Genomic DNA, 22,364 nt, shown 5'->3' with positions numbered 1-22,364 from the left:
GGGACAGCCGACGCGTTTTGGGTGCCGTGCGATAATCCGTAATATTTTGTAACAGGCGACCGCTGCGGTCATGTCTGTGGATTGTTGAGCGTCGGCCATGACCGACGGGGAATCATGGATATCAGAAACGCCCGACGTTGGGCGGAGCCCGGCGCCAAGCGCTATGCCGGGGCATTGATGGTGGTATTTGCTGCGTTTCTCTTTCGCAGCCTCTTGCATCCGGTGCTTGATCACTCGATGCCGGGTATCTTCTTCGCTTGCGCCGTTATCATCGTCGAATTCATTTGGGGCATCGGCCCGGCCCTGATGGCGATGGTCATCAGCATCCCCATTTTCGATTTCTTCTTCGTGCCGCCGTTTCGCGACATCGCGATGCTCGACCGTCGCGACGTGATGATCGTCACGGGCTTTCTGACGATCACGCCGCTCGCTGTCGTGCTCATCGAACGCCTGCGCCGCGCGCAATACCGGGCTGAACTGATCGCCGAAGTGGCCCAGACGCGCTACGAAATGCTGCTGCGCGCCGAGAACGAGCGCATGGTGCTGTCCGACTCGGTGCAGTTGAGCAACGCGCTGATGACGTATCTGACCAAGCATCTGGATACGATCTTCTATCTGGCGAACCCGACCACCCACTACGAGTTCATCGACGAGCATTTTCGTCGTGCGACCGGTGTTGCGCCGGATGTCGTCAAGCGCGACGGCCTGCGTGCCTTGCTGCATCCGGAGGACGCACGGCGTCTGGCCGGGTTGTTCAATCCCGATGCGCAGCGCCCGCAACACGGCGCCCACAACCTGCGCATGCTGAGCCGCGACGGCGGCTATGAGATGTTTGCCTGCGAACTGCAATACTTTCAGGCCCATCTGGGGACGTATGTCATTTTGCGTCTGCATTCGGGGCCGGCCGTGCGTCCGGTCACCCCGTTGCATACGCTCACGCCCGCTGCGAATGCGCGCGAAGTTAAAGAGGCGCCGGTCGTCTCGGGCGGAGTTTGAGCATGTTTCAAGAAGATATCTATTACAAGGGTGGCGAACACGCGGTGCTGCTGCTGCCGGGACTGTCGAGCACGCCGCTCGAAATGCGTCCCGTCGCACGTGCGCTGCATCGTGAGGGCTACACCGTCTCGGTGCCGCATATCGAAGGCTACGGCCTCGGCGCGCCTTGCAGCGACTGGCGTTCATGGATCGCCGCCGCGCGGGCCAAGTACCGCGAGTTGCGCGAGACGCATGAGACCGTGTCGCTTTGCGGGCTGTGCATCGGCGCCACGCTGAGTCTGGCCGTCGCGCAGGAAGAAGAGGACGTGGCGGCGCTCTCGCTGCTGGCGGTCACGCTGGTGTACGACGGCTGGACCATTCCCTGGTACTACCCGCTCATCGATCTGGTCTTCCACACGCCGTTCCGTCATCGCTACCGGTATCACGAGAAAGCGCCGTACGGGCTGAAGAACGAAGCCTTGCGTGCGCGCGTGGCCAAGTCCATGTCGCAGCACGACGCGTCGGAAATCGGTGCCGCGTCGCTGCCGCTCGCGCATCTGTATCACGCGCGCCGGCTGGCCGCGCATGTGCGTCGCCGGTTGGATCGCGTCACTGCCGACTGTCTGGTGATTCACGCAGTCGACGACGACACGTCGAGCCCGCACAACGCCCGCATCGTCTACGACGGTGTGTCGTCGGAAGTGAAGCAGAAGTGCTTGCTCAGTGAGAGCTATCACATCCTGACGATGGACAACGAGCGCGAGACCGTGGCCGACGAGACGCGCCGCTTTTTCCGCGACGCCGTGGCACGTCGCACCGGTGCGGCGTCGACCGAGACGCGCATCATCTCCAAGGCGCTGCTGCGCGCCAAGCGCCGTCAGGCGGCAGCGTAAGTCACAACGTTAGGGGGGAGCGGCCCCAACCCCGTGCAATACCGGGGATGTGACATGTCATCAAACTGCCATCGATGGCCGGTTATGGTCGGGGTTTTACGATCCCGGCGCCCGTCAGGGCTCCTGCATATCCGGCCATGTCATCGCTCACCATCGATTCCGTCAGCAAGCAATGGGGCGATACCCACGCGCTTCACGAGGTGAGCTTTTCCGCTGAGGCTGGCTCGCTCGTGGTGCTGCTCGGCCCGTCGGGTTGCGGCAAATCGACGCTGCTGCGCATGATCGCGGGCCTCGAGACGCCAAGCAGCGGCCGTATTCTGCTCGGCGACACCGACGTGACCCATCTGCCGCCCGCGCGTCGCAAGCTCTCGATGGTGTTCCAGTCGTATGCGCTGTTCCCGCATCTGTCGGTGCGCGAGAACCTGCTGTTCGGCTTGCGCGTGCGTGGAGAGCCGTCCAGCGGCTACCCGCAGCGTCTGGCCCGCGTGGCCGACCTGCTGGGCCTCGCGCCCTATCTGGATCGCAAGCCTTCGCAACTCTCCGGCGGTCAGCAGCAACGCGTGGCACTGGGCCGCGCTGTGATTGCGGAGACGTCGGTCTGCCTGATGGACGAACCGCTCTCGAATCTCGACGCGCAACTGCGTCAGGAGATGCGTCGCGAGATTCGTGCGCTTCAACAAAAGCTCGGCATGACGCTGGTCTATGTGACCCACGATCAGACCGAAGCCATGAGCATGGCCGATCAGGTCGTGCTGCTGCGCGACGGCCGCATCGAACAGGCCGGCGCACCGCAATCCCTTTACACCGCCCCCGCAACCCGCTTTGCTGCGAGCTTTATCGGCACGCCGCCGATGCAGTTGCTGCAACTGGTGCGTCATGGCGAAGCGCTGGTGCCGGCGGGCCAGACCGGCCCGGCACTCGCCTCGGCGGGCGCACGGGAGCGTGCGCTGCTGGGCCTGCGCCCGGAACATGTCTTCGCCGTGCCGCCGACGTCCGTGGGGGCCGTACTTGCCACCGTGAGCGCGGTCGAATATCTCGGCGCGGACACGTTGGTTGCCTGCACGCTGGGCGCGGCGGGTGAGATCGCCACGCGCGTGCCGGGGCATCGTCCGTTTGCACCGGGCGACGCCATCGGCCTGCAATGGGATGCCGCCGATCAGCACTTGTTCGACGTCGACACCGGCTTGCGCACGAGTCTGGCGGCAGGGCAGGGGCACCACGCCACTGCCGCCACTGCCGCCGCCGGGGACGACACGCCTGACGTGGCCGATGCGCCTGCGTCACTCGCGACGATGGTGCCGCCGGCCACGCTGCAAGCCACGACGGCAGCGGCCACCGCGACCACCGCATAACACGCCTGACCGGCGCACCACGCGCACGGCTTCGGCGGATCACCACAAAACTACGAGTCACACCACCACGCTTTCATGGGGAACCAAGCGACATGCGACGCACGATTCTGAAAACGTTTGCGGCCAGTCTTGCCGCACTGGCAATGGGCGGCCTGACGACCTCGGCCATGGCGCAGCAAAAGCCGGTCGAACTGACGTTCTACTACCCGGTGGCCGTTGGCGGCCCGGTGACCAAGATCATCAACGATCTGGTGGCCGACTTCGAAAAAGATCATCCGAACATCAAGCTCAAGCCGGTCTACGCCGGGACCTATCAGGATTCGGTGGTCAAGGCACTGACGGCCGCCAAGGCCGGCACGCCGCCGCAACTGGCCGTCCTGGCCGCCGCTGACGTGTTCACGCTCATCGACGAAGATGCCGTGGTGCCGATCGACAGCATCGCCAGCACGCCGGCCGACAAGCAGTGGCTCGACGGCTTCTACCCGGCGCTGATGATGAACTCGCGCATCAACGGTCACACGTGGGGCGTGCCGTTCCAGCGTTCGACCATTGTGATGTACTGGAACAAGGACCTGTTCCGTGAAGCCGGTCTCGACCCGGATCGTGCCCCGGCCAACTGGGAAGAACTTGCCGCCTACGCGCAGAAGCTGACCAAGCGCGATGCGTCGGGCAACGTGACGCAGTGGGGGATCAAGGTGCCGTCGACGGGCTTCGGTTACTGGCTGTTCCAGGCGTTCACCACGCCGGCCGGTATCGAGCTTATGAACGCGTCGGGTACCAAGACGTTCCTGAATGCGCCGCAAGCGGTCGAATCGCTCCAGTACTGGGTGGATCTCGCGACCAAGTACAAGGCCATGCCGACGGGGTCGATCGAGTGGGGCACCACGCCGAAGGACTTCCTCGAGAAGAAGGCCGCGATCATCTACACGACCACGGGCAACCTGACCAACATTCGCACCAACGCCACGTTCCCGTTCGGCGTGGGCAAGATGCCGGCGAAGGTGCGCGGCGGCAGCCCGACCGGCGGCGGCAACTTCTACGTGTTCAAGAAGAGCACGCCGGAAGAGAAGCAGGCAGCGATGACCTTCATCAAGTGGGCCACCACGCCGGAGCGTGCGGCGCAGTTCGGTATCGACACGGGCTATGTGGCCGTGACGCCGGCCGCATGGGAGACCCCGGCGATGAAGCAATACGTGCAGAAGGTGCCGGCAGCGGCGGTCGCGCGCGATCAACTGGGCAGCAGCGTCGCCGAGTTCTCGACGCACGACAACCAGCGCGTGACCAAGGCGCTCAACGACGCGCTGCAAGCCGCGTTGACGGGCACCAAGTCGCCGAAGCAGGCGCTTGACGATGCGCAACGCGAATCGGATCGCATCCTGCGTGCTTACGCTCGCTAATTGAAATGCGGGACCGCGACATGCCGGCACATCGAAGTCACGACGTGCCGGGGTGTCCGGTCCCAGGTACCGAATCGATGGACTGTCGATGAACCGCTCTTCCTCCTCGTGGGTGCCCTGGCTGCTGCTGTTACCGGCGCTGGTGCTGCTCGTCGCCTTCACGCACTATCCGGCGGTGGCCACCTTGTGGCACAGCTTCTTTTCGACAGCACGTGCGGGGGCGCCTTCGGTCTACGTGGGGGCCGAGAACTATCAGTTGTTGCTCGACGACCCGGTGTTCTGGCAAGCGTTGCGTAACAACGTGCTGTTTGCGCTGATTACTGTGCCGCTCGCGATGGCGATCTCGATTGCCATGGCGCTTTGGGTGCACCGTCAGGTGCCGGGGCGCGCGCTGCTGCGTCTCGCGTATTTCACGCCAGCCATCTTGCCGATGATTGCGGTGGCGAACATCTGGCTCTTCTTCTACACGCCGCAATACGGCCTGATCGCGCAGATCTCGCAAGCGTTTGGCGGCAGCGATTACAACTGGCTGGGGCAGCCGGGCACGGCGTTGCCTGCGTTGATGATCGTGACGATCTGGAAAGAAGCCGGGTTCTTCATGATTTTTTATCTGGCGGCGCTGCAACAGATCTCGCCGACGCTTGCGGAAGCCGCGGCACTGGAAGGCGCATCGCGTTGGCAGTTCTTCCGCCGGGTGCAATGGCCGCTGCTCATGCCGACGACGCTGTTCGTGGTGATCAACGCGGTGATCAACGCCTTCCGTCTGGTCGATCACGTAGTGGTGATGACGCGTGGCGGGCCCGATAACGCCACGCAACTGCTGCTGTACTACATCTATCAGGTGGCGTTCAGCTTCTGGGACACGTCGTACGCGGCGGCACTCACGGTGGTATTGCTCACCCTGCTGGCCGTGGTTGCCTTCGTGAAATTCCGTCTGCTCGATTCGCGCACGCACTACCAATGACGACACCCGCACAGCCGCTTCAGACTTCCCGCCCGATCGATCCGGCGACTGCCGCTGGCGGGAAAGAGCCGCGCGGGGCGTTGCCCGCGTTTTCCGCTACCGGCGACACCCGCCTTGTCGACATCGCCGGCGCGTGGTTGCTTGGCTTGCTCTGGCTGCTGCCATTGCTCTATGCGCTGTGGAGCGCGTTTCACCCGTCGGCCTACGCAACGCGGTTCTCGCTCTCCGCGCCGCTCACGCTCGATAACTTCGTGCACGCGTGGCAGGCGGCGCCATTTGGCCGGTATCTGATCAACACCTTCGTGCTGGTCACGGTGATTCTCGCGGCGCAACTGGTGCTCGCGACGCTCGCGGCCTACGCGTTCGCGCGCTTCACGTTCCGTGGCAGCGAAGTCGCATTCATGATCGTGCTGCTGCAACTGATGGTGATGCCCGACGTGCTGATCGTCGAGAACTACCGCACGATCGCGTGGATGGGGCTGCGCGACTCGATTCTCGGCATCGCACTGCCGTACTTTGCCTCGGCGTTCGGCATCTTTCTGCTGCGGCAGGCGTTCAAGACGGTGCCGAAGGAGCTCGACGATGCGGCGCGCGTGGAAGGAGCGAATGCGTGGCAGGTGTTGTGGCGCGTATACGTGCCGCTGGCGCGACCGGTGTATGTGGCGTACGCGCTGGTGTCGATCAGCCATCACTGGAACAACTTCCTGTGGCCGCTGATCGTGACGAACTCGGTTGAGACGCGTCCGCTCACGGTGGGCTTGCAGATCTTCTCGTCGACCGATCAGGGCATCGACTGGTCGCTGATTACGGCCGCCACGTTGATGACTGCCGCGCCGCTGTTTATCGCGTTCCTGCTGTTCCAGCGTCAGTTCGTGCAGTCGTTCATGCGCGCGGGGATTCGGTGATGCGTTGATGTGCTGACGCACTGATTGATGAGGACATAAAACAAAACGGCACGCCGCAGGGGCGTGCCGTTTTGCTTCAGGCGGGCTTTGCTGCCGGAGCCGCCGTGGCGCTGATTACTTGTCGGCGGCCTTGACGAGCAGCACCGGCACGGTCGTGATGCGCAACAGCGTTTCGGCCACGCTGCCCAGCAACAGGCGGTTGATACCACGGCGGCCGTGCGTGCCGAGCACGATCACGTCGGCGCTCCATTCCTGCGCTTCGCGCAGCACGGCATCGGCGATCTCGTCGGTACCGGCGTCGAGCGTGACCAGCTTCGTTTCGACGTCCACGCCGCGCTTTTTCAAGTCAGCCTGCGCCGTGGCGAGGATCTCGCTTGTTTCCTTCTCGAACGATTCCTGGCTCTCGAGCGGCACAAAGCCGCTGTAAGCGCCGGCAGCGTAGGCATTGGCGAGCGACGGCACGACCGACACCAGACGAATCTTGCCCTGGCTCAGGGCAACGAGTTTCACGGCCTCGTCGATAGCGCGATTGGAAGGCGTACTACCGTCGATCGATACCAGAATGCGGTCATACATGATGGCGTCCTCTTGAGGGCTGGTGAGCTGGCGGATTGGGAATCCGGGATGTTTTTATTCTCGCACCGCACGCATCGAAAGTCATGCAACCGGATGCGGGGGAATTGACGGCACGCAATAACGCATCGTAATGCCAACGGCCGGCGCGCGCACGTCAGGGTGCGCGGCCGGCCGGGAATGCCGTGTTGAAGCGGAAATCAGTTTGCCTGACAGGCAATCACCAGATTGGCGACATTGCCGCTCACATCGCGGGTGAGCACATCGTAATTCTTGCCGGCGCATTGGGTGCGGGCGCGTTGATCGCAGTCGCCACTCGACGCGGCGGAGCATTGAATCTGCTGCGTGGGGCGGCCGTCGGACGTGAATAGCGGCGCGGAAGTCCCGCAGGCGGAGAGCGAAAGTGTCAGCATCCCCGAGGACAACAACATGGCGATCTTGGCGAGTTTTTTCATCGTATTGGTCTGACCTGACTGGCTCACGCGAGTATAGCCTGCCGCCTTATCAGTGCCCACTGCGAGGCTTGCCATCGCCCCCGGGCTAGCCCGCCCGAGGTTGCGGTTCAGGCTGATTCGCGTCAGGCCTCGGGCACGCCTGCCGGGGCAGGGCGGCCAAGCCGCTGGCGGCGCAAGGTGCGCACACTGTCGAAGACGACCAGCGCGACGCCGATCCAGATCGGCACATAGGTCCACAGGCCTTGCGCGGTGAACGGTTCGCCCAGCACAAACAGCGACACCGCGAAGAGCAGCACCGGCTCGACGTAGCCCAGAATGCCGTACAGCCCGATGGGCAGCAGCCGCGAAGGTGCCGGCCAGCGCACTGGCGCTCAGCAGGCCGAGGGCGGGCAACCATAGCCAGAAACGCGGCTCGGCCAGCACCATGGCGTTCTGCGGCCATGCGTGCCAGAGCAAAATGGCGGCCACCGGGGTCATCAGCAGCATCTCGAGCACAAAGCCGCACAGGGCGTCGAGCCGCAACTGGCGGCGCAGCATGAAGTACGGCGGATAGCCGAACATGATGAGCGCGGTCACCCACGACAGCGCGCGCGTGGCCCATAACTCGTGCGCGACACCCACGATCGCGAAGGTCACCGCAAGCGTTTGCAGCGGGCTCAGGCGCTCCTTGTACACCGTGCGTCCGGCCAGCACCATCGTGAGCGGCAGCAGAAAGTAGCCGAGCGACGCGTCGAGCATGCGTTGCTGCAACGGCGCCCAGACGAACAGCCAGAGTTGCACGCCCAGCAACACGGCACACAACACCAGCGCGCCAAGGGCGGCGGGGCGGTGCAGTACGTGCGAGATCGTGTGCTTGAGCACGGGCCAGCGCTGGAGCACGGTGACGATGACCAGCGCACCGGGGAGTGTGAGCAGAATGCGCCAGGCGAACACGTCCAGCCCCGACAACGGGGCAAGCTGCGAGACAAGCGCAGGCATCACTGCAAACAAGACGGATGCCGAGACGGAGAGCATCACGCCGCGACCGGAAAGCATGAGAATCCTGAGGGAAGGCGGGGGGGAGGCCGGGGCTTGCCCGGCAGTCAGGCCGCGAGCATAGCAAATTTGTGTCGTTTTGCGCTGGATTGGTGCGTAATGCAGACGCGTGACATCGGCACCTTGTATGATCGCGAGGCGTTGATGTGCCTCGCTGGAGGTGCTCGACGACAATATCGGCCAGCGCCCGGCGCTGTGCCGATGCCCCTTATTTTTCGCAGGCCTTGATTCCCATCGCCGCGCTGCAAAGTTCAAAGGAGACCCACGCATGTCGTCCGCCCCCGTTACCCCTGTTGCCGAGTACGCCGCCTTTGCCGCCACGCTGGCCGACACCGTGCGGCCGCTTTCGCTCGGCTGGTTTCGCCGCCGTCTCGCGGTGGACGACAAGGCGGACGAAAGCCCGGTGACGATCGCCGACCGCGAAGTGGAGACGGCGCTGCGCCAGCAGATCACCGCGCGATATCCGTCCCACGGCATCTGGGGCGAGGAGTTCGGCAAGCTCAACCCCGATGCGGAATATGTCTGGTCGGTCGACCCCATCGACGGTACGCGCAGCTTCATTACCGGCCACCCGCTGTGGGGCACCTTGCTGGCCCTGCTGCATGACGGCAAGCCGGTGGTCGGGGTGATCGACATGCCCGCCACGGGAGAGCGCTGGGTCGGCGTGAACGATGCCGCCAGCGGGGTGCGCGAAGCGCGCTTCGACGGCGAGCGTTGTGCGACGAGTCCGGTGACATCGCTGGCCGAAGCGACGGTGTATGCCACGTCGCCCGACATCTTCGATGCCGCCGAGTACGCCCAATTCGAACGCCTGACGAAAGCGGTGAGCCGCCGGCGCTTCGGCGGCGATTGCTACGCCTATGGCCTGCTGGCCAGCGGGCATATCGAACTGGTGATGGAAGCCGGCTTGCAGACGTACGACTATCTGGCGGTCGCGCCGGTGATCGAAGCCGCGGGCGGTGTGATTACCGACTGGGACGGGCAGCCGCTCACGCTGGCCTCACAAGGCCGGGTACTGGCTGCCGCCAACGCCGAACTGCACGCGGCGGCATTGGCCTGCATTCAGGGCCGCTGAAGCCCGGCCGACGGCATGCCGCGCCAGATGCGCGGCAGCAGCACGCCAAGCACGACACCGCGCGTGGCGAGAAATGACATCAGTGCCAGCCAGAGCCCGTGATTGCCCCACGCGTCGAGCGTGAACGGCATCACGGCGCCAAACACCACGAGTCCGATCAACGATGAGCTGAGCAACTCGCGCGTGCGCGTCGCGCCGATGAATACGCCGTCCAACTGAAAACACCACACGGCAACGATCGGCGAGATCACCGCCCACGGCAGGAACTCGCGCGCGGCGGCGCGCAGCACCGGTTGATCGGTCAGGGTGTCGATGATCGCGCCGCCGGCCACGGCGTAGACCAGTGCGAATGCCACGGCGCAGCCGAGCGCCCATCCGAGCGACAAGCGAATGGCATGGAGCAGGGCCTCGCGCTGGCGTGCGCCGACATAGGCACCGACCAGCGCTTCGGCCGCATGGGCAAAGCCGTCGAGACCATAGGCCATGAATGTCTGAAAGTTGAGCAGCAGCGCGTTGGCGGCCAGCGTCGTATCGCCAAGGCGGGCACCGACACGGGCAAACCACGCGAACGCGAGTTGCAAGAACAGCGTGCGCAGGAAGATATCGAGATTGAGCCGCAGCAGCCGCCACAGCGCGCTGCGCTCGACCAGCGCGGCCAGTCGCAGCGGCGGCAGGCCCGGCGTGCGGGCCAGCCACAGCAGCCATGCGCCGAGCGCAAAGCCCAGCACGTCGGCCAGCGCCGTAGCGATGGCAATACCCGCCACGCCCCAGTCGAGCGCGCGCACGAAGACGATCACCGCCACGATGTTCACCACATTGATGAACACCTGCACCATCAGTCCTTGCCGTACGCGCTGGCAGGCCAACAGGTAACCGAGCACGACGTAATTGCCGAGCGCCAGCGGCGCGGCGAGGATGCGAATGCCCGCGTATTCGCGCCCGAGCGCCTGCACTTGCGCACTGCCGCCCAGCCACGAGACCCCGAGCGATACCAGCGGCTCACGAAACAACAGCAGAACGGCGCCGATCGAGAAGGCGAGCGCCAGCGCGCGGCACAGGGTGTCGCGCAATGCGACGGCGTCACGCGACCCGAATGCCTGCGCTGCGAGGCCGGTGGTGCCCATGCGCAGGAACGAGAAGCCCCAGAAGATCAGATTGAGCAGCAGTGCCCCGAGGGCGACACCGCCCAGATACGCGGGGCCCGGCAGATGGCCGGCGACCGCCGTGTCCACGGCCGAGAGCAGGGGCTGAGTGAGGTTGGCGAGCACAATGGGCACGGCCAAACGAAGGAGTTGCCGGTGACCGACGCTCGCAGGGGCAGGGTTCATGTCGAAGATATGCGGCAACCGTTCATGGCGGTGCCGTCGTCATCCGCACGGGGCGGCGAATTTAAGATGGCGCCGATTATACGTTGGACGCTACGTTGAACGCGGACGGTACAATGACCCCTCGCCCACGCCCGCCCACTTTTCCGTGATTCACCGACTGCGCATGCCGTTCTCGTCCTCGTCCTCCCTGCCTCCTTCCACTCGCTCAAGCTTGGTGCGTGCCTGCATGGCAACGCTCGCCGCCGCACTGTGTCTGGCAAGTCTGCCGGTGCTGGCCGACGTCACGGTCGATCGCGGACCGCCGCCGCCGCGTGTCGAGAACCCGCCGGCCGCGACGGGCAAACAGTTCTGGGTGCCGGGGTATTGGCAGTGGACTGCCGGACGCTATGACTGGATCGACGGTCACATGGAAACCAAGCGCCCGGGCATGCGTTACACACCCCCGCATTGGGAGGAAACGGCGTCGCACGAATGGACGCTGCGCGACGGTAAATGGGCACCCACGAGTTGGGGCCCCGGCACCATTCACGAGATTCGTGCACCCAAATAAACGGCCGATATTCGGATGGGGCGTGCGCGCATCGGCTGTTAAATGCATCAGCTATCAAAACTGATTGGCTATCAAAAATCAGCTAAGCGATGCGTTGAACGATGGGTGATTCGTCACTCAAAAACGACTGGCAGTCGTGTTGCGGCATCATGCCGCAGCACTTGAAAGTTTTTCATCTTTTCCTTCGAATATTTGCGATTGCAAATGTCATATTGATGCGGGCGCTACGGCCACGCCATCTCACCGAATCGCCTCAAGCCTGATTGGACAACGGACTGCCAAGGATTTATAAAAAATAATCAGGAATGCTATGTATCTATTTGCATGCAGACTTGACGGGCACAAGCTTGAGCCGCTACGCAAAACATATTGACACGCCCGGAACGTTGAACAACACTATGCCGACACCGCGTCACCACGAAATGCGGAACAGTCGCAGATAGCGTAATTTAAATAACTCTCCAAACGAGTTTTGGGAATAACCAAACCGTTTTCGAGCGTTAGGAACACGTGTCATGCGGCTTATGGTGTAGCGCCTGGAGCTTCTGAGGGAGGAGGCGGGCGTCATCGATTATCGGGTTGTCTCAACGTTTTGGGATCCGCTATGAACACCGTACGCTTCGGCCTGAGTGCCGCTCTGGTTACTTTGCTTTTCCCTGTCCCCACATCAACGCCTGGCGGCGTCACGTCCAGGCGCATAACGTAAAGCCGGTCTTTCCGATCGAATTGCCCTGTACCTGTCATCCGGGTAGGGCTGACTGTTGCCTTTTGCATGCGTAACTCACGCGCCGTCGCTTGATTGGCGCGGCCCCGTCACCTAGCGTGACAAGTCGCTGGAGCATTTATGCAGTGTTCTGTCCCGCTGTTTGATGCTGTGCCGTTGATCACGGTATTCGTATGCGTTGTACTGGGCCAATTGCTTGGCCGCATCAAACTCGGACCGATTCAACTCGGTGGCGTGTGCGGTGCGCTGCTCGTCGCGCTGCTGATCGGGCAGACCGGCTGTATGGTCGAGGGCTCGCTCAAGGACTTTGCGTTCGCGCTGTTCATCTTTGCGATGGGCTTCTCCGCCGGGCCGCAGTTCGTCGAAAACCTGAATCTGCGCGGCCTGCGCTTTGGCGTGCTGTCGATCATCGAAGTCGTGTTCGTCTTCGGCATCGTGATGATCGCCGTGAAGTTCCTTGGACTCGACCCGGGCACGGCCGGCGGTCTGGCGGCTGGCGCGGCGACCGAGTCCGCCATGGTCGGTACGGCCATCGAAGCGCTCAACCGCCTCGGCCTCGACCCGGAAGCCTTCAAGGCCTTGCAGGCCAACGTGGTGACCGCTTACACGCTGACCTACGTGTTCGGCCTCATCACCATCGTGTTGTTCACCAATCTGCTGGCCCCCCGTTTGCTTGGCATCGATCTCAAGCAGGACAGCGCACGTCTGGCCCGCGAGATGGAAGACGAGAACGGAGCCGATGCCGGTGCACCTGCTGCCCCGGATATCGTCGGCCGCAGCTATCGGGTGGCGCACCCGGGTCTCACTGTGGCCGCGCTTGAAGCAGCGCTCGAAGGGCGTGTCGCCGTAGAGCGCGTGCGGCGCGCCACGGCCGCCGTGCCGGTAGCACAGGCCCTGACGCTTGAGTCCGGTGACGAGTTGCTGCTGGTCGGACGCCGCGACGCCATGCTCGAAGCGCATGCGCTCGTCGGCCCGGAAGTGGCGGGCACCGAGACGAACGAGATCGTGCTCGTCGAGCGCGATTTCGTGATGACGAACAAGGAAGCCGAAGGACGCACCGTCGCCGATCTGCGCCGGGAAGCCCCGGTCGAAGTGCGGCACGGCGTGTTCGTGAAATCCGTAAAACGGATGGGCATGCAGTTGCCGTCGCTGGGCAAGATTACGCTGCAACGCGGCGACGTGATCACGTTGCAAGGCTTGCAGGAAGACATCGAGCGCGCGGGTGCCGTGCTGGGCAAGGAAGTGCCGCACGGCAACAAGACGAGTCTGGTGTTCGTCGGTCTGGCGTTGATTCTCGGTCTTTGCATCGGTCACCTGTCGGTACGCATCGGCGGTGTGCCGATGACGCTCGGCAGTGGCGGCGGGGCGCTCCTCACGGGGCTGGCGAGCGGTTGGCTGCTCTCGCGCCGGCCTACGTGGGGCACGTTCCCGCCGGCAGCTTACGAGCTGCTCAAGGATCTGGGGCTGGCAGTGTTTGTCGTGTGCGTGGGGCTTTCCGCAGGGCCGCAGGCGGCCGTGCTGCTTCGCGAACACGGGCTTGCACTGCCGGTCGTGGGTATTTGTGTGTCGCTCATTCCGGCCCTCGTTTCGCTTTGGGTCGGCCACAAGTTGCTGCGCATCGACGGTCCGATCCTGATCGGTGCCATCGCGGGTCAGCAGGCCAGCACGCCTGCGATCAGCGCAGTGGTTCAAACGGCAGACAGCGCGTTGCCGGTCGTGGGGTACACGGTGACCTACGCCCTGTCGAACGTGTTGCTGCCGCTGATGGGCCCGGCGGTCGTCTTCGTCGCTCATCAGTTTTCGCATTAGCCCCCTATTCCTGACGGAGGTTCTGCCGTGGATATCGTGCATAGCATTCTTAACCATGTCCCCGAGGTGGCGATCTTTCTATCGCTCGCCCTCGGGTACGCACTCGGGGCGATCAAGTTCGGCTCCTTCCAGCTAGGCGGTGTGGGCGGTTCGCTGCTCGTCGCCGTTGTCGTCTCGCAGATCGGTATCTCGGTCGACGCAGGCGTGAAAAGCATCATGTTCGCGCTGTTCATTTACGCCGTGGGCTACGAAAGCGGCCCGCAGTTCTTCAACTCGCTCTCGCGCAAGACCTTGCGTGAAATTGCGATGGCGATCTTTCTGGCGGCGTCCGGTCTGGTCACGGTGCTGATCTGCGCCAAGATCTTCGGCTTCGACAAGGGCCTTGCCGCAGGTGTGGCCGGTGGCGGTCTCACGCAGTCGGCGATCATCGGCACGGCCGGCGATGCGATTTCGCGTCTGGGTCTGCCGGTCGACGAAGTCAAACGCCTGCAATCCGAAGTGGCCATCGGCTACGCGGTGACCTACATCTTCGGCAGCCTCGGCGCGATCATCGTGTGCGCTTCGCTGGTGCCCAAGCTCATGGGCCGCACGCTCAAGGAAGACGCCAAGAAGGCCGAGCTCGCGATGGCCGGCGGCCAGCAGGTGCTCAATGCCGATCAGGTCGATTCGCTGCCCGCGCTCGTGGGCCGCGTCTATCGCGTGACGACCGGTGCCGGCAAACGCGTGGTCGACATCGAGAAGCAACTCTCCGATGGGGTGACCATCGAGCGTTTGCGCCGTAACGGCAAGATCATCATCGCGACTGACGATCTGGTGCTCGAAACGGGCGACGACGTGATGCTCATCGGCCGCCGCGAAGCCGCCACCGAAGCCTGGCGTTTGCTCGGCGACGAACAGCCGCCGTCACGCGACCTCGATATCCCGTTGCGCTTGCAGGACGTGGTGTTCGCCCGCAAGGGCGGCAACGGCAAGACGCTGGGCGAGCTCAAGGCCGGTGTCGAGCGCGATACCAAGCACGGCGTGTACATCGCCAAGATCACGCGGATGGGGCAACCCGTGCCGGTGCTCGACGACACCATCGCGTACCACGGCGACGTGGTCACGCTCTACGGTGCCGACAGCGACGTGCAACGCGCCGCCAAGGAAGCGGGCTACCCTGTCGCGTACTCGGTCAAGACCGACTACGTCTACATGGGCATCGGCATCGTGTTCGGTCTGCTGATCGGCTACATCGTGGTGAAGGTCGGCGGTATTCCGCTCACGCTCGGCAGCGGTGGCGGTGCGCTGCTGGCCGGTCTGGTGTTCGGCTGGCTGCGTGGCAAGCACCCGACTTTCGGCGCCATGCCGCTGGCGGCGAGTTCACTGCTCAAGGAGCTGGGGCTCGCGACCTTCGTGACCTGCGTGGGGTTGTCTGCCGGTGCACAGGCATGGCAGACGCTGCAACAAAGCGGGGTCTCGATCTTCGTCGCCGGGGTGATCGTCACCATCGTGCCGCTGCTACTCACGTATCTCTTCGGGCGCTATGTGCTGCGCTACGACAACGTGGCCATTCTGGCCGGCGCGTTGTCGGGCTCGCGCAGTGCCAACCCGGCCTTCGGCGAGATTCTCGACAAGGCCGAGAGCAACGTGCCGACGGTGCCGTTCGCCATTACTTATGCCATTGCCAACGTGTTGCTCACGTTGCTAGGACCGCTTGTGGTGTCGCTGTCCTAATGCCGTATCGGGCCCCTCCCCCGAGGGCCCGGGACAGCGAAAGTTTTTGCCCGATCGTTTGTCATTGCCAGTCAATGTCTGATCGCAATTGGTTGTTCATGGAGATAACGCTATGAAATCGAAGGAACTCGACGCACTCGCCAAACTCAGCCCGTTCGAATTCAAGGACACGCTGATCGAACTCGCGCAAGAGAATGGCGCCCAGCGCTCGATGCTCAATGCCGGGCGCGGTAACCCGAACTTTCTCGCGCTCGAACCGCGTCACGGCTTCTTCCAGTTGGGACTGTTCGCGCTGTCGGAAGCCTCGCGTCAGTTCACGTACATGCCCGAAGGCGTCGGTGGTATTCCCCCGGGCAAGGGCGTCGAAGCACGCTGGCAGGATTTTGCGCGTGAAAATCACCAAGCCGAAGGGGTGAAATTCCTCGAGAAGGCCATCTCGTATATCCGCGATCAGATGGGCCTGAACGTGGAGGACTTCCTCACGGAAATGGTGCACGGCATTCTGGGCTGTAACTACCCGGTGCCGGATCGCATGCTCAAGAACACCGAGAAGATTTCGGCAAAGTACCTGCGCCGCGAGATGGTCGGCAAGCATCCGTTCACCGGCAACTTCGACCTGTTTGCGGTCGAAGGCGGTACGGCGGCCATGACGTATCTGTTCAACACGCTCAAGACCAACCATCTGCTGCAAGCCGGCGACACGATCGCGCTCGGCATGCCGATTTTCACGCCGTATATCGAAATTCCGGAACTGGCCGACTATCAGCTTCACGAAGTGAACCTGAACGCCGACCCGGAACTGGGCTGGCAGTACTCGAAGAAGGAACTCGACAAGCTGCTCGACCCGAAGATCAAGGCGTTCTTCCTCGTGAACCCGAGCAACCCGCCGTCGGTCAAGCTCGACGACGCCTCGCTCGATCACCTGGCCGCCATCGTCAAGAAGCGCCCGGACCTGATCATCCTCACCGATGACGTGTACGGCACGTTTGCCGACGACTTCCGCTCGCTGTTCGCCATCGCGCCGTACAACACGATTCTCGTGTACTCGTACTCGAAGTACTTCGGTGCCACGGGCTGGCGTCTGGGCGCGATCGCCACGCACGAGAAGAACGTGTTCGACGACAAGATCGCCAAGCTGCCCAAGGCGCAACGCGAAGGGCTGAATGCGCGTTACTCGTCGATCACGACCGAACCCGAGAAGCTCAAGTTCATCGACCGCCTGGTGGCTGACAGCCGCGCCGTGGCGCTGAACCACACTGCCGGTCTGTCGACGCCGCAACAGGTGCAGATGGCGCTCTTCTCGCTGTTCTGCCTGATGGACGAGCCGGACGCCTACAAGCACGCCGTGAAGCGCATCATCCGCCGCCGCAAGGCCGTGATGTACCGCGCCGCCGGTATCACCGAGGAAACCGGTCCGAACACCGTCGACTACTACAACATCCTCGACCTGGAAGTCTCGGGCACGAAGATCTACGGCAAGGGCTTCGTCGACTGGTTCATGAAGAACATCGATCCGTCGGAAGTGCTGTTCCGTCTGGCCAAGGAAAGCGGCGTGGTGCTGCTGCCGGGCCGCGGCTTCGGTACGCTCCACCCGTCGGGCCGCGTGTCGCTCGCCAACCTGAACGAGCCGGATTACATCCAGATCGGTGCGACGGTGCGCAAGCTCATGGACGAGTACAACGAGCGGTATCTGGCGGGCGGCTCCGGTGGCGCCGGCAAGGGTGGCAAGAAGAAGTGAGCCACGCCTTCGGGTAACAAACTTTGACCACGGTGCCGCACGTCTCGCGTGCGGTGCCGGCAGGCCCCCCCCTCGATCGCCCCTCCATGGCGATCGACCATTGCCCGGGAACCACCTTCCCGGGCTTTTTTACGATGTGAAATCCGTGGGCCATCTCCCCGATGTTTGCCACGGCGGCAGGGTTGGGGCGGCCTGTAACACCGTTTTGCGACATTTCGTCGCGCCAATAAAAATGCCCGCACGAGGCGGGCAGAAGTCACTACAGGGGAAGTCACGCGTTATGAGCGTCAAACCCGTGAAAGAGTTCCCAAGGAAAGTGACTGGCAGCGTGTCATGCGATCGACGTAAAATGGTCGCTTGTCGCTAAACACCCCCCGATGTCGTCAGCGGCGCACGAAGCTCGCGAAACGACGCGCGCGGGGGTGGGTCTTCGGGTGTCGAATGTCGGTAAAGTCGGTCGTGCGCAGTGGCTTGACGATGGTCGCGTGTCTCAACGCCGTCACGTCGTCGGGCGCTCACGCACAGTCATTGTTCTCGGATCCCAATCCACCGTGTTTCACTGAGCAGAATGCCTTGTCCTACGGGTTGTGGGATCGCGGCCTGTCGCCTCAGTATTTCGTGCCGCCCCCCGAGCCTGCACCGGCGCCTGCTGCGCAGGACCCGGGCGTCTCATCCGATCCCATTGCCCTGTTTGCCGGCGACGATCCGAATGCCGTTGCCGCCACCGTCGATCGTGAAGCGGCACAGCGCGCCGCGTCAGCCGCGCAAGCCGCTGAGGCGGCAGGGCCTGCTGTGGGTGAGGGCGTTGCCAGTGCCGCTGGCGCTGACATCGCCTCGACCAGCGCCGACGGCGTCGCGAGTGAAGCCGCTGCACAGGCTGACGCACCGCCGCCGCCACCGCCATCGCCACCATTGCCCGCAGCCGATTTTGCCGTCGCGCCGGAATTGAGCGCCGACGGTACGGCGATTTCTGCCAAGGCGCTGCTCGCGCCGGGTGAAGTGGCACCTGAGCCGGCGGCACCCCCTCCTGCGCCGGACGTCGCGCCGCCCAACGGATTCCTTGCGCGAGCCTCGTGCCTGCGCGGGCAGCCTCGCCGCGAGAGCTACGCCGATCGCAATATCCGCATGCTGATGCGCCATGGGTTGGTGGTGCGTAACGACAACCTGCCGCTCATCGCATCGCGCAGCAAGACGCCGGGTGAAGGGGCGGTGGGCTTGCAGGTGCTCAACGAGCAGCCGTACCAGTTCAATCTGGGCATGAACAACAGCGGCATGACGACCACCGGCAAGATGCAGGGCACGGCCAATCTGTTGATGAACAACCCGCTCGGCATGTACGGCAAGTTCAACACGACGGTGAGTCAGGACTTGCAGAACGCGCGCCGCGATGCGACCAATCGCGACCTCACGGCCAACTACTCCGTGCCGATCGATGCGGACTGGACCGTCGGGCTGACGGGCAAGACCAATGCAGCCACCGACCAGATCGCCACCGGCACCACGCAGACGCAGACGCTGCAATGGCGCGTGCGCCGTGCGTTCGATGTCACGTCGAATGGTTCGACCGGGATCGAGTTGCGCTACAACCGCAGCCGTACCGAAGATCCGAACGCCCTCCATACCTACGACAGTTACGCCGAGGTGGGGCTGAATCACACCCACTATCTCGGCACGTCAAAGCTGGATCTGTCGGTCATGCAACGGCTCAATGCGCCGTGGATGCCATCCACCGGTGGCACGCCGGGCTGGTCCTACCGATTCCAGTCGATCGACGCGAAGCTCACGGTGCCGTTCTGATGAACGCCATCACCACGTCGAGCGACGTGGTGCGTACGAGCGAGGCCGGCAGGTCCGCAAAATGCTCGCTGTCCCCGAAGAGAATCACAGGCTTGCCGTAACGCACGGCAAGCCTGACTTCGTCGCGCGTGCCATGACTGCCCGGCAGCGCGACGATGACATCGCTCGACAGCACGTTGATGGAGTTGCGCGAGAGCGTACCCGGCGGCGCATCGGGCAGGTGACGCGGCAGCGGACTCACGATGGTGATTTCCACGAACGGGTTCGGATAACCGGGCAGGGGACGGTAGCCTTTTCCTACATCGGCCGTGCCGCTTTCACCCAATTCACTTTCCACCGCTTCTGTGGGCACCACGCCGATGCTGCGCCCCACGCGCCCGGGCACAGCGCAGAACGCTTCGCTCACGCTGCACATCACGCCTTGTCCACCGCCCGTGAGCAAGTGGTATCCGGCCGCAGCGAGCGCGTGACCGAGCGGGGCAGCGAGTTCGGCCCACGGCTGCTTGCCGGAACCCATCACGCCGATGGTTTTGGAACGTTGGGGGAGGGGAGTCGCCGTCATATGGGAAGCGGGATTTGAGCGCTGCCGATCATAAACGAATTCGCGGCACAACGACGAGCACGCGCGTGCTGGACCGAGCGCAACGCGTCGGCAAATCGCAGGTAAATCGCGGGCAAATCGAAGACAAAAAAAACCCGCCGGATGGGCGGGTGAGGAAGCAGGCCTCCCACGGGGAAGTGAAAGCCTGATCTCGCGAGGTGTATGCGAGATGCGTTAGTATCGTGATCTAGTAGGGCGTTGGCTATGGGCTAAGTCCTAAAGTGCATGTCAGACGCTTTCCATTTCCATTTCGTACACTTTCTGACGCCGCGAGTCTTTCCATGACTGAATCGATCGAATCCGCCGCCGCTGATGCTGCTGATGCTGCGCAAATTTCGGCCATGCAAGGCCTGCGTACGGCGCTGCTGGCACAACACAAAGTGCTGATCGCCAATGACCGTCAGCAGTACGAGGCGGTCTTCGGCGCCGTGCCGACCGGTCGCTTCGTCCAGTTACTGACGGAAGATCCCTGGTTCCGGTGGCTCGATCCGCTCTCGCGCCTGATCGTCGCGATCGACGAGTGGCAGGAACAGACGCCGCCGACGGCTGCCAGTGGCATCGCGCTCGCGGACATGGCTGCCAAATTGTTTAGGGATGCCGACGAAGAGTTTGGCGAGCGATATCGTCTGGCGTTGCAACAGGCCCCCGAAGCCGTGATGGGGCAGGGGCGTGTCGTCGCTGCACTGCGCACCGTGCCGCAATCGCCGGCATCGCCCCCTTCAGCATCGGGCGCATCAGGTCAAAAGGACGCCGACACATCCCCGAAGCCGTAGCATCGGGCCGAAAACGAGGGCGATAGCGCTTGAGCAGGGTGATGCCAGACCGTCAAGCCGAATATTTGTTCCGGTGCTGATCGTTTTTTGGGCAAGGCTCTTGACAGCCCCTAAGCACGGGCGGTTTGGGCGGGAAGGGTCGGGTTATCCAGTGGGTTATCCACAAAGGGTGTGGACAACTTTTCTCGCGAGACGCGAACCCGTCCGTGTTTTTTCCCTGATTGCGCACCGGCACCGTTTCGGCATGCACACCGAAATCGTCTGGCCCCGTGGGAATGTTGGACGCTGGCTCTATGGCGGCGCACGCGCTGCTGCCACAATAGCGTCTTGCCCGGCGGCCCATCCATCGAAAGCACGTATTCGTCGCAATCACACCCCGCCGGTTGCCGTCGCCCCGACCGACCCCCGTCGACCCGTCGACCCGCTATCCCGTTAATGACCACTACGCCTATCGTGCTGCTGGTGCTGCTCTCTGCACTGATGCACGCCACCTGGAACGCCTTTCTCCACGCAAGCCCCGACCGCGTCTGGCAAATCGGCCTGATGGCGGTGCCGCAATTCCTTGCGGCCGTGATCGGCATCGTGTTGTTGCCGCTGCCACCGGTGCAGGTCTGGCCGCTGATCTTGCTCTCGGCGTGTGCGCAGGTCGGCTACACCGTGGCGCTCATCCGCGCGTACCGCGTGGGGGAATTCGGGCAGATCTATCCGATTGCGCGCGGTATCTCCCCCTTATTGATCTCGGGGGCGGCGCTGTTGCTCGCGGGCGAGTGGCCCTCCGGCATCGCCGCCCTCGGCATCGCATGTATCTGTGGCGGCATTCTCACGCTCGCGCTGCGCGGGCGTCGCTTCTCGGGCGATAGCGTACCTGCCGCCTTGCTCACCGGCGTGTTCATCGCGGCCTACACGGTCGTCGATGGCTTTGGCGTGCGGATGTCGAACGGCAATGGCTTCGGCTATATCGCTTGGGCCTACCTGTTTGCCAGCGTGCCGCTCGTCGGGGGCGTGTGGAAGTTGCGGGGTGGCTGGCGCGGGATGTTCTTGGCGCCGCGCCGGCGCGTGATCGAGGCGCTCGGTGCCGGTGTGGTCGCGCAGTGCGCTTACGGCATGGTGGTGTTCGCGCTGCAATTTCTGCCGATGGGTGTGGTCTCGGCGCTGCGCGAATCGAGTGCCATCTTTGCGGTGTTGCTCGGCTGGCTGTTCCTGCGCGAGAAGCTCAACGCGCGCCGCCTGGTGGCATGCAGCCTGGTCGTGGGCGGCGCGGTCTTGATCAAACTCGGTGCATGAGTTGGTGCCTGAGCCGGTGAATGAGCCGGTGAATGAACCGTTCTCCCGCACCGGTCCGTTCGGCGTTCAACTGCGTGGCCAAAGCTCCGCACGATGGGCCGTAATGGCCGCCACTACGATTTCGCGCATGCCGTGACCGTCGGTCGATTCGAGATGTTCGAGAATCGTCATGCGCATGCGCGGTGCCCAGAAGCGACGCAAGTGCCCCGCAATGCTCTCGAGCGCTTCGTCGCGGTCGGGCATCGTCTCGAAGAAATCGCCGATCTGATTGGCCATCTTGACCAGATTGTCGGTGTCCATGATCTGTTCTGTCCCCTCTCGTAATCCGCTGTCTTTGCGTTGGTCCGCTAGTCCGTCACTTGACGGGCCCGCTGCACGGGGCAGTCCCGTGGACAATCCTGCGTCCGCCGCATCGTCTCATGG

19 protein-coding genes and 1 pseudogene are annotated in these 22,364 nt (G+C 63.5%); 14 read left to right on the top strand and 6 right to left on the bottom strand.

The genetic code is table 11. The features are described 5' to 3' along the window. The first annotated feature begins 114 nt into the window (after positions 1-114). From CDV44_RS13400 to CDV44_RS13375, 6 genes are all read left to right on the top strand, one after another. Entirely contained in the window at positions 115-996 is an 882-nt protein-coding gene (locus CDV44_RS13400; protein WP_087688445.1) for a DUF4118 domain-containing protein, read from the top strand. 2 nt (positions 997-998) lie between these two features. Then, positions 999-1,868 carry a carboxylesterase gene (locus CDV44_RS13395; protein ID WP_087688444.1) on the top strand — a complete coding sequence of 290 codons (870 nt, stop codon included), beginning with the start codon at positions 999-1,001 and terminating at the stop codon, positions 1,866-1,868. A 137-nt stretch (positions 1,869-2,005) separates the two neighbouring features. After that, positions 2,006-3,220 (top strand): ABC transporter ATP-binding protein, encoded by a 1,215-nt coding sequence (locus tag CDV44_RS13390; RefSeq protein WP_087688443.1) that lies wholly within the window; start codon positions 2,006-2,008, stop codon positions 3,218-3,220. 92 nt (positions 3,221-3,312) lie between these two features. Then, positions 3,313-4,617, top strand: coding sequence for an ABC transporter substrate-binding protein (locus CDV44_RS13385; protein WP_087688442.1), 1,305 nt, complete (start codon positions 3,313-3,315; stop codon positions 4,615-4,617). Between the two features lie 88 nt (positions 4,618-4,705). Further along, positions 4,706-5,581 (top strand): carbohydrate ABC transporter permease, encoded by an 876-nt coding sequence (locus tag CDV44_RS13380; protein ID WP_087688441.1) that lies wholly within the window; start codon positions 4,706-4,708, stop codon positions 5,579-5,581. Beyond that, entirely contained in the window at positions 5,578-6,486 is a 909-nt protein-coding gene (locus CDV44_RS13375; RefSeq protein WP_249277535.1) for a carbohydrate ABC transporter permease, read from the top strand. The genes CDV44_RS13380 and CDV44_RS13375 overlap by 4 nt, the downstream gene beginning before the upstream one ends. A gap of 114 nt (positions 6,487-6,600) precedes the next feature. Here the strand turns inward: CDV44_RS13375 and CDV44_RS13370 are convergent, their stop codons facing one another. The 3 genes and pseudogenes from CDV44_RS13370 to rarD all read right to left on the bottom strand — a co-directional run bounded on the left by CDV44_RS13370 (position 6,601) and on the right by rarD (position 8,549). After that, positions 6,601-7,062: a universal stress protein gene (locus CDV44_RS13370; RefSeq protein ID WP_058379657.1), complete on the bottom strand. Its 462-nt coding sequence runs from the start codon at positions 7,060-7,062 to the stop codon at positions 6,601-6,603. A 197-nt stretch (positions 7,063-7,259) separates the two neighbouring features. Next, complete coding sequence (locus tag CDV44_RS13365; RefSeq protein ID WP_141118732.1) at positions 7,260-7,541, bottom strand: hypothetical protein; 282 nt, start codon at positions 7,539-7,541, stop codon at positions 7,260-7,262. 95 nt (positions 7,542-7,636) lie between these two features. Beyond that, a pseudogene (gene rarD / locus CDV44_RS13360) lies at positions 7,637-8,549 on the bottom strand (EamA family transporter RarD). A gap of 268 nt (positions 8,550-8,817) precedes the next feature. Here rarD and hisN point away from each other — a divergent pair. Next, positions 8,818-9,624, top strand: coding sequence for a histidinol-phosphatase (gene hisN, locus CDV44_RS13355; protein ID WP_087688439.1), 807 nt, complete (start codon positions 8,818-8,820; stop codon positions 9,622-9,624). Here the strand turns inward: hisN and CDV44_RS13350 are convergent. Continuing rightward, positions 9,612-10,952, bottom strand: coding sequence for an MATE family efflux transporter (locus CDV44_RS13350; protein WP_087688756.1), 1,341 nt, complete (start codon positions 10,950-10,952; stop codon positions 9,612-9,614). The two genes, hisN and CDV44_RS13350, sit on opposite strands and share 13 nt — an antisense overlap. Positions 10,953-11,178: 226 nt before the next feature. Here CDV44_RS13350 and CDV44_RS28065 point away from each other — a divergent pair, with 226 nt between their 5' ends. The 5 genes from CDV44_RS28065 to CDV44_RS13325 all read left to right on the top strand — a co-directional run bounded on the left by CDV44_RS28065 (position 11,179) and on the right by CDV44_RS13325 (position 19,283). Beyond that, positions 11,179-11,502 carry a YXWGXW repeat-containing protein gene (locus tag CDV44_RS28065; RefSeq protein WP_087688438.1) on the top strand — a complete coding sequence of 108 codons (324 nt, stop codon included), beginning with the start codon at positions 11,179-11,181 and terminating at the stop codon, positions 11,500-11,502. 844 nt (positions 11,503-12,346) lie between these two features. Beyond that, positions 12,347-14,035, top strand: coding sequence for an aspartate-alanine antiporter (gene aspT / locus CDV44_RS13340; RefSeq protein ID WP_087688437.1), 1,689 nt, complete (start codon positions 12,347-12,349; stop codon positions 14,033-14,035). A 27-nt stretch (positions 14,036-14,062) separates the two neighbouring features. Next, positions 14,063-15,748 carry an aspartate-alanine antiporter gene (gene aspT, locus CDV44_RS13335; RefSeq protein ID WP_087688436.1) on the top strand — a complete coding sequence of 562 codons (1,686 nt, stop codon included), beginning with the start codon at positions 14,063-14,065 and terminating at the stop codon, positions 15,746-15,748. A gap of 112 nt (positions 15,749-15,860) precedes the next feature. Beyond that, positions 15,861-17,486, top strand: coding sequence for a bifunctional aspartate transaminase/aspartate 4-decarboxylase (locus tag CDV44_RS13330; protein WP_058379649.1), 1,626 nt, complete (start codon positions 15,861-15,863; stop codon positions 17,484-17,486). 441 nt (positions 17,487-17,927) lie between these two features. Next, a complete protein-coding gene (locus CDV44_RS13325) occupies positions 17,928-19,283 on the top strand; it encodes a ShlB/FhaC/HecB family hemolysin secretion/activation protein (protein WP_087688435.1) in 1,356 nt (451 codons plus the stop codon). Here the strand turns inward: CDV44_RS13325 and CDV44_RS13320 are convergent. Further along, positions 19,267-19,845 (bottom strand): DNA-binding protein, encoded by a 579-nt coding sequence (locus CDV44_RS13320; protein ID WP_249277534.1) that lies wholly within the window; start codon positions 19,843-19,845, stop codon positions 19,267-19,269. The genes CDV44_RS13325 and CDV44_RS13320 overlap by 17 nt on opposite strands. A gap of 320 nt (positions 19,846-20,165) precedes the next feature. On the opposite strand from CDV44_RS13320, the gene CDV44_RS13315 reads away from it, so the two are divergent. Further along, positions 20,166-20,657: a hypothetical protein gene (locus tag CDV44_RS13315; RefSeq protein ID WP_087688433.1), complete on the top strand. Its 492-nt coding sequence runs from the start codon at positions 20,166-20,168 to the stop codon at positions 20,655-20,657. 435 nt (positions 20,658-21,092) lie between these two features. After that, positions 21,093-21,941 (top strand): EamA family transporter, encoded by an 849-nt coding sequence (locus CDV44_RS13310; RefSeq protein WP_087688432.1) that lies wholly within the window; start codon positions 21,093-21,095, stop codon positions 21,939-21,941. A 66-nt stretch (positions 21,942-22,007) separates the two neighbouring features. On the opposite strand, the gene CDV44_RS13305 is transcribed toward CDV44_RS13310, so the two are convergent. Beyond that, on the bottom strand, positions 22,008-22,241 hold the full coding sequence (locus CDV44_RS13305; RefSeq protein ID WP_058379644.1) for a formate dehydrogenase subunit delta: 234 nt from the start codon (positions 22,239-22,241) through the stop codon (positions 22,008-22,010). Positions 22,242-22,364: the final 123 nt, after the last annotated feature.

It is taken from the genome of Pandoraea sp. PE-S2R-1 (genome assembly GCF_002179865.1).
In the GTDB taxonomy this organism is placed as follows: Bacteria; Pseudomonadota; Gammaproteobacteria; order Burkholderiales; family Burkholderiaceae; genus Pandoraea.
The sequence above is the reverse complement of the archived record's forward strand: the minus strand, read 5'-3'. Positions and strand labels throughout refer to the sequence as shown.